Origin of the sequence: Labrys neptuniae (assembly GCF_040797145.1) — a bacterium.
In the GTDB taxonomy this organism is placed as follows: domain Bacteria; phylum Pseudomonadota; class Alphaproteobacteria; order Rhizobiales; family Labraceae; genus Labrys; species Labrys neptuniae.
This window is the reverse complement of the sequence record NZ_JBFNQD010000012.1, coordinates 171,602-177,927: the sequence shown is the minus strand read 5'-3', so window position 1 is coordinate 177,927 and position 6,326 is coordinate 171,602. Positions and strand designations below refer to the sequence as shown.

General features: G+C 62.1%; 7 protein-coding genes and 1 pseudogene. 6 read left to right on the top strand and 2 right to left on the bottom strand.

Annotation, left to right across the window (positions count from 1 at the left end; genetic code table 11):
- The 5 genes and pseudogenes from ABXS05_RS26975 to ABXS05_RS26955 all read left to right on the top strand — a co-directional run.
- Positions 1-126: pseudogene (locus tag ABXS05_RS26975) on the top strand (electron transfer flavoprotein subunit alpha/FixB family protein); the annotation flags it as partial.
- A gap of 259 nt (positions 127-385) precedes the next feature.
- Positions 386-1,183 (top strand): alpha/beta hydrolase, encoded by a 798-nt coding sequence (locus tag ABXS05_RS26970; protein ID WP_367625988.1) that lies wholly within the window; start codon positions 386-388, stop codon positions 1,181-1,183.
- A gap of 131 nt (positions 1,184-1,314) precedes the next feature.
- Positions 1,315-2,199, top strand: coding sequence for a LysR family transcriptional regulator (locus tag ABXS05_RS26965; protein ID WP_367625985.1), 885 nt, complete (start codon positions 1,315-1,317; stop codon positions 2,197-2,199).
- A gap of 247 nt (positions 2,200-2,446) precedes the next feature.
- Positions 2,447-3,769, top strand: a complete 1,323-nt coding sequence (locus ABXS05_RS26960) for a dicarboxylate/amino acid:cation symporter (RefSeq protein WP_311935623.1) — start codon at positions 2,447-2,449, stop codon at positions 3,767-3,769.
- A 259-nt stretch (positions 3,770-4,028) separates the two neighbouring features.
- Positions 4,029-4,397 carry a helix-turn-helix domain-containing protein gene (locus ABXS05_RS26955; protein ID WP_367625984.1) on the top strand — a complete coding sequence of 123 codons (369 nt, stop codon included), beginning with the start codon at positions 4,029-4,031 and terminating at the stop codon, positions 4,395-4,397.
- Positions 4,398-4,470: 73 nt separating this feature from the next.
- Here the strand turns inward: ABXS05_RS26955 and ABXS05_RS26950 are convergent, their stop codons facing one another.
- Positions 4,471-4,827, bottom strand: a complete 357-nt coding sequence (locus ABXS05_RS26950; protein ID WP_367625983.1) for an antibiotic biosynthesis monooxygenase — start codon at positions 4,825-4,827, stop codon at positions 4,471-4,473.
- A gap of 121 nt (positions 4,828-4,948) precedes the next feature.
- Between ABXS05_RS26950 and ABXS05_RS26945 the strand changes: the two genes are divergently transcribed.
- On the top strand, positions 4,949-5,836 hold the full coding sequence (locus ABXS05_RS26945) for a LysR family transcriptional regulator (RefSeq protein WP_367625982.1): 888 nt from the start codon (positions 4,949-4,951) through the stop codon (positions 5,834-5,836).
- A gap of 38 nt (positions 5,837-5,874) precedes the next feature.
- Here ABXS05_RS26945 and ABXS05_RS26940 read toward each other — a convergent pair whose 3' ends face one another.
- Positions 5,875-6,273 carry a RidA family protein gene (locus tag ABXS05_RS26940; protein ID WP_367625981.1) on the bottom strand — a complete coding sequence of 133 codons (399 nt, stop codon included), beginning with the start codon at positions 6,271-6,273 and terminating at the stop codon, positions 5,875-5,877.
- Positions 6,274-6,326: the final 53 nt, after the last annotated feature.

Here is a 6,326-nt window from a genome sequence, read left to right as displayed (position 1 = left end):
GTCATCGTCGCCATCAACAAGGACGAAGAGGCCCCGATCTTCCAGGTCGCCGACTACGGCCTGGTCGCCGATCTCTACACCGCCCTGCCGGAGCTCAAGGACGAACTCGCCAAGCTCGGTAAGTAGGGACAACGGGCGGCATCCGCCCGTCTTTATCGGATGATTTGAGTGTGCCGGCCCTCTCGGGCCGGCACATTTTCTTTGGAAACGTGGCCGAGGACGAAATGCATCTACCATGATGGGGATCGTCATTGTTTCGCTACGCTCGCAATGACGTTTGTATGCGGTGGCCACCGATACCCCCAACGCTGTTCCCTTCGCCCTTGCGTTCCCTGCCGGCCCATGGCGAATTGCGCTTCCTGTGCCGTCCTGGAAAGCCTGCTTGGTGTCGAAGTTCCTGATTGTCATCGCCGCCCTGGTTGCGGCGCTCTATCTGGCGGCCTTCGCCGCTTTGGCCTTTGCCCAGCGCTCCTTCGTCTTCCAGCCGGGCGGCGAGGTGCTGCCACCCGCCATAGCCGGCGCCGAGGTCGTCAAGCTGCGCACCGAAGATGGCGAGACACTGATCGCCTGGCATGTCGCGCCCGCGCCGGGCAGGCCCCTTCTGCTCTATTTCCACGGCAATGGCGGCAATCTCACCCTGCAGACCGAGCTGTTGCGCGCGTTGGTGGCCGGCGGCAACGGCCTGATGGCGGTGGAATATCGTGGCTATCCCGGCTCCACCGGCTCGCCCTCCGAGCAGGGCTTGCTGCTCGACGCCGAGGCTGCCTATGCCAAGGTGCTGGCTCTCGGAACGGCACCCGAGCGCATCGTGGTCGTCGGCCAGTCCCTGGGCTCGGGCGTGGCGGTCGCCCTGGCGGCCCGACACAGCGTGGGCGCGTTGGTGCTCGATTCGCCTTTCACCTCGGCTCTCGCCGTGGCTTCCCGCCTCTATGGCATGTTCCCGGTGCGCTGGGTGATGCTGGATCCCTTCCCCTCCGACGAGCGCATCGCCAAGGTGAAGGTCCCGCTGCTCGTCGTGCACGGCACTGCCGATGGTGTCATTCCTTTCGCGTTCGGCAAGAGCCTCTACGACCTCGCCAACCAGCCCAAGACCTTCATGCCCGTGGAGGGGGCCGGCCATCTCAGCCTCGGCTATGTCCTGCCCGAGGTGCGGGCGTGGATCGACGGCGCGATGGCGCGTTGATCGATTGCCTCGCCGGGCCGTGCGGGGCGCAGATGGGCGGGATTGGGGGAGGCGGTGTTGTGAAATATCAGCGAGACTCGAAGATGACGCGCTAGCCTGGGCTCATCGAAGTGCCAGACAGGGGAGAGATTATGGAACTGCGTCATCTGCGCTATTTCATCGCTGTCGCCGAGGAACTCAGCTTCCGGGCCGCCGCCGCTCGGCTTGGCGTTTCCCAGCCCCCTCTGAGCACGCAGATCCAGGACCTGGAATACGAACTCAAGACCCAGCTCTTCCTGCGAAACAAACGGCGTGTCGAATTGACCGCCGCCGGCCTCGCCTTTCGCGATCATGCGACTGCGATCCTTGCCCAGGTGGACGAAGCCGCCGAACAGACGCACGCCATTGGCCGGGGGCAGATCGGGACGCTCGACCTTGCCACCACCGGATCGGTGCTGATGGGGCCGCTGGCGGGTCTGATCGCCCGGTTTCGCCTGCGCGTGCCGGAAGTCCAGGTGCGTATCCGCGAGATGCCGCCGCTCGAGCAGGAGGCCGCCCTTCACGCACGCAAGATCGACATCAGTTTCCTGCGGGGGCCGGTCGGCGATCCCGATCTGGTCACCGAACTGGCGTGGGAGGAAAAAGTCGGTGTGGCCCTGCAGCAGTCGCATCCGCTGGCGGTCAATGAGAGGATCGAACTCTCCGAATTGAGGAACGAGCAGTTCGTTTTTCTGAGGGTGAAGAATTCCCGATTTGCCCGCTATCTCAAGGAATGCTGCATCGAGGCGGGATTTGACCCCAATATCACCCAGCAGGTCGTCGAATCCTATTCGCTGCTCAGCCTGGTTGCTGCAGGTCTCGGTGTCGCTCTCGTGCCGGAGGCCGCGAAGGAAATGCTGCGACCCGGTGTCGTCTACCGGGCGCTGGTTGAGCCGGCGCCGATTGCCGATGTCATCATGCTGTATCGCTCTGATCACAGCGCCGTGGTGAACCGGTTCCTGGATGAGACGCGTGCCTATTTTCTTGTTTCGCCTTAGGCAAGACCGGAATGCCTTTGGGTAATCTTCCGTCGGTGGCGCTACGATACCCGTTTCCATGATATGGAATCGCGCCTCCTGGCGCTGGGATTTTGTGCTCTAAGCGTTGCTGCATACGGCGCCATTGCGATCGGGAGTGTGGCGGACGACGTTTGGGAGAACGCACCGTTACCGGACCCCTTTGGGGAACTGACCGCTCCTTCGGCAAAATCAGAAACAATGACGGCGCCGACCGTGGAGGAAATATATGCTCAGATTCTTCAGATCCCTGTTCGGGCAGGTGGTCATAGCGCTTGTTCTGGGAATTGTGGTCGGCATTCTCTGGCCGGGCTTTGCCAGCCAGTTGAAGCCGCTCGGCGATGCCTTCATCAAGCTGATCAAGATGGTGATTGCGCCCCTGGTTTTCGGCGTCGTCGTCCATGGTGTCGTCGGGGCGGGGGATCTGAAAAAGGTCGGCCGGGTCGGCGTCAAGGCCATCGTCTATTTCGAGGTGGTGACGACGATCGCCCTGTGCCTGGGCCTGCTGATGGCCCATTTCTTCCAGCCGGGCGTCGGCATGAACATCGATCCCAAGACACTCGATGGCAGCGCGCTCGCCAATTACACCGATCATGTGCGCGAAGTCACTGGCGGGGTCGACTTTCTGCTGCGCGTCATTCCGACGACTGTCACGGATGCTTTCGCCAAGGGGGACATTCTCCAGGTCCTGCTGATTGCCATCCTGTTCGGCGCCGGGCTGTCTTTGCTCGGCGAACGTGGCCGGCCCGTGGCCGACTTCATCCATATCGCCACCGACGTTCTCTTCAAGATCATCGGCTTCATCGTCCGGCTCGCTCCGCTGGGCGTGTTCGGCGCCATCGCCTTCACGGTCGGCAAATACGGGGTCGGCTCCCTGCAGCAGCTCGGCTATCTCGTCCTCCTGTTCTATGTCAGCGTGATCTTCTTCGTGCTGGTGGTGCTCGGCATCATCATGCGGATGGCCGGTTTCAGCCTGATCAAGTTCCTGATCTATCTGCGCGAAGAACTGACGATCGTCCTGGGCACCGCCTCGTCCGACAGCGTGCTTCCGCAGATCATGCGCAAGCTTGAGAGGATGGGGATCAAGGATTCCACCGTCGGCTTGGTCATCCCGACGGGTTATTCCTTCAATCTCGATGCCTTCTCCATCTACCTCACCCTGGCTGCCGTGTTCATCGCGCAGGCCACCAATACGCCGCTCTCGGAAACCGATCTTCTGGTCGTGCTCGGCGTCGCCCTCCTCACCTCGAAAGGGGCGCATGGCGTACCGGGATCGGCCATCGTCGTTCTTGCCGCCACCCTGTCCGCGCTGCCTGTGATCCCGGTGATCGGTCTGGTCCTGGTGCTGTCGGTCGACTGGTTCATGGGAATGGCGCGGGCGCTCGGCAATCTCATCGGAAATTGTGTTGCCACCGTCGTCATTGCCGTTTGGGAAGGCGACATCGACAGAGCACAGGCCAACCGCGTTCTGAACGGCGAGCGTGCCGGCCCTTACGAAAAGACAGCGCAGGAGACCGCCTTGCCGGGCGAAGAGGCTTCATCGTCTCGCTGAGGCATGAAACGGCATCTCAGCTGAACGCATTCTACTTCTTCAGCCTCCCCCCGCGTCCTGCAGGGGGAGGTTTTTCGTTGGTGCTGCAGCACGGCCGGCATGGGCAATCCGACCCGTCCGAATGACCCTCTGCCATCGATCGATTCCGGCGATAATAAATATCTACAGGATATCACCCGATCCTAATGATATATTGGACGTATAAGAGGAACGGCAACATAAGGAGGGAGCGTCCGCAAAACAACGGGAGGGAGAACCGGTGTCTGCTTTGGAAGCAATCGAGCAACATCTCGGCGGCATCGCCGGTGACACGCGGGGACTGCCATTCGGCAATCCCAGCCAATTTCGCGAGGATCGCGATGGCCCCGTCGGTCATGGTTGCGTCCAAGCCGTGTTGCGAGCCCTATCGATCCTCAAATGCATTGCCCGGGACCCGCGCGGCATGACGCTTTCGGAAGTCGTTCGCGGCACCAGCCTGGCTCCATCGACGGCGCATCGCCTGCTCACGACGCTGCAGAGCGAAGGCTTCGTGCAATTCGAGGCTACGGCCTTGCGCTGGTTCGTCGGCCCCAGCGCCCATCTGGTGGGCATCGCCTGCCAGCCGCAAAGGCGGCAGGCGCTTTCGTAAGGGAGAGACCTGCCGAGGGATTGCGATGTTGCCTGATCGACCCGGGCACCGGTTCGAGTGAGGAGCTGGATGATCAGGTCGCCGTCACGCGCTTCGGCAGGACGAGGTCGCCGACGGTATAGGTGTGAAACTCGCTCCTGGAAACCTCATCGAGCTCGCGGAATTTTGCCGCGAATACCGGGTCGGAAAAGAACTCCTCGACATTGCCGGCGCCCCGGATCGCCTCGATGTTGACGACCGTCAGTCCGTCCGTGCTCTTGGCCAAGGTGCTCCACAGGAAGCCTTCCTTGCGCTCGGCCACATAGTGCACGACGTCTTGGATGACCGCGAAAGCCTCCTCCTGTTTGCCCGGATGGGCGTGAATGACGTTGACGACGAAGGTCGTCGGCGCAGGAGCGGCCGAGAAACCGGCGGGGGATTCGGTATCCATGAGTGTCTCCGATGAAAACGCGGCGGCTGGCCGCGGCCACATCTGGATATCGACGACAAAATAGCGGATAAATAGGCCGGTATTCATATCACATCGGAAATTTATTCCGTAATCGCTGCCCATGGACAAGCTCGGAACGCTCAGCATCTTCATCCAGGCCGCCGAAGCCGGAAGCTTCGTGGCTGCCGGGCAGCGCCTCGGCCTGTCCGGCTCAGCCGTCGGCAAGGCTATCGCGCGGCTTGAGGAGGAGATGGGAGCACGCCTGTTCCATCGCTCGACCCGGAGCATGGCGCTGACCGAGGAGGGCAGCTTCTTCCTCGACACTTGCCGGCGCATCCACTCCGAGTTCGAAACCGCGCAGGCGCAATTGTCGCGGTCGCAGGCAACTCCACGCGGGCAGTTGCGCGTGAGCCTGCCGCTAGCCGGCATGCTGCTGATGCCGACGATTGCGTCCTTCATGGCGGCTTATCCCGAGATCGATCTCGATCTCGACTTTACGGACCGGCTGGTCGACGTCATCGAGGAAGGTTTCGATGCGGTAATCCGGACCGGGGAAGTCAGGGACACGCGCCTGATGAGCCGCAAACTTGGAGCCTTCAAGCACAGGATCGTCGCGGCACCCGCCTATCTCGTCGCCAATGGCACGCCGGACGTGCCGGAGGATCTGCTGGCCCATCGCTGCCTGCATCATCGCTATGCCAATTCGGGCAAGCTCGAACCCTGGCCGTTAGTGCGGGATGGGCGTGAACTCAAGCTCGATCTGCCCCAGACCACGATTGCCAGCACGCTGGAGCCCTTGATCTATCTGGCCGAGCACGCCTTCGGCATCACCTGCCTGCCGCCCTTCGCCGTCGCTTCGGAACTGGCGCGGGGCAGCCTGACGTCGCTGCTGGAGGACCATCTTGCTGAAGCCGGCACCTTCCGCGTGCTGTGGCCGAGCAATCGCTACCTCTCCCCGAAAGTGCGGGTTTTCGTCGACTATATGGCCACCAGCCTGTTCGCTGCGTAATCGCCGCCATCGAAGAATGCCGCCGCAGGGCGGACAGGTCAGGCTGCATCCGGAATGCGGGCGATGACCTTGATCTCGAAGTCGAAGCCCGCCAGCCAGTTCACGCCGATTGCCGTCCAGTTCGGGTAGGGGAGGCGGTCGAAGATCCTGTTTTTCACCGCCATGATGGTCTCGAACTGGGCTTCGGGATCAGTATGGAAGCTGGTCACGTCGACGATGTCGTCGAAGCCGCAACCCGCCGCCTTCAGCGTTGCCCTCAGATTGTCGAAGGCCAACTGTACCTGGCGCTCGAAGTCGGGTTCCGGCGTGCCGTCCGCACGACTGCCGACCTGACCCGACACGAACAGGAGATTGCCCGACCGGATCGCCGCCGAATAGCCGTGCGCCTCGTAAAGCGCATGCCGGTCCGCCGGGAAAATTGCCTCACGCTGTGCCATGTCTTCAGTCCTCTTGTTCATGATCCGGCTACGTGCGGATCTCGCTCGACGCC

Excerpts from the sequence above, each read along its gene's own strand:
- ABXS05_RS26945 (WP_367625982.1), top strand. The coding sequence starts at position 4,949 with ATGGACAAGCTCGGAACGCTCAGCATCTTCATCCAGGCCGCCGAAGCC.
- ABXS05_RS26940 (WP_367625981.1), bottom strand. The coding sequence starts at position 6,273 with ATGGCACAGCGTGAGGCAATTTTCCCGGCGGACCGGCATGCGCTTTAC.
- ABXS05_RS26965 (WP_367625985.1), top strand. The coding sequence starts at position 1,315 with ATGGAACTGCGTCATCTGCGCTATTTCATCGCTGTCGCCGAGGAACTC.
- ABXS05_RS26960 (WP_311935623.1), top strand. The coding sequence starts at position 2,447 with ATGCTCAGATTCTTCAGATCCCTGTTCGGGCAGGTGGTCATAGCGCTT.
- ABXS05_RS26950 (WP_367625983.1), bottom strand. The coding sequence starts at position 4,827 with ATGGATACCGAATCCCCCGCCGGTTTCTCGGCCGCTCCTGCGCCGACG.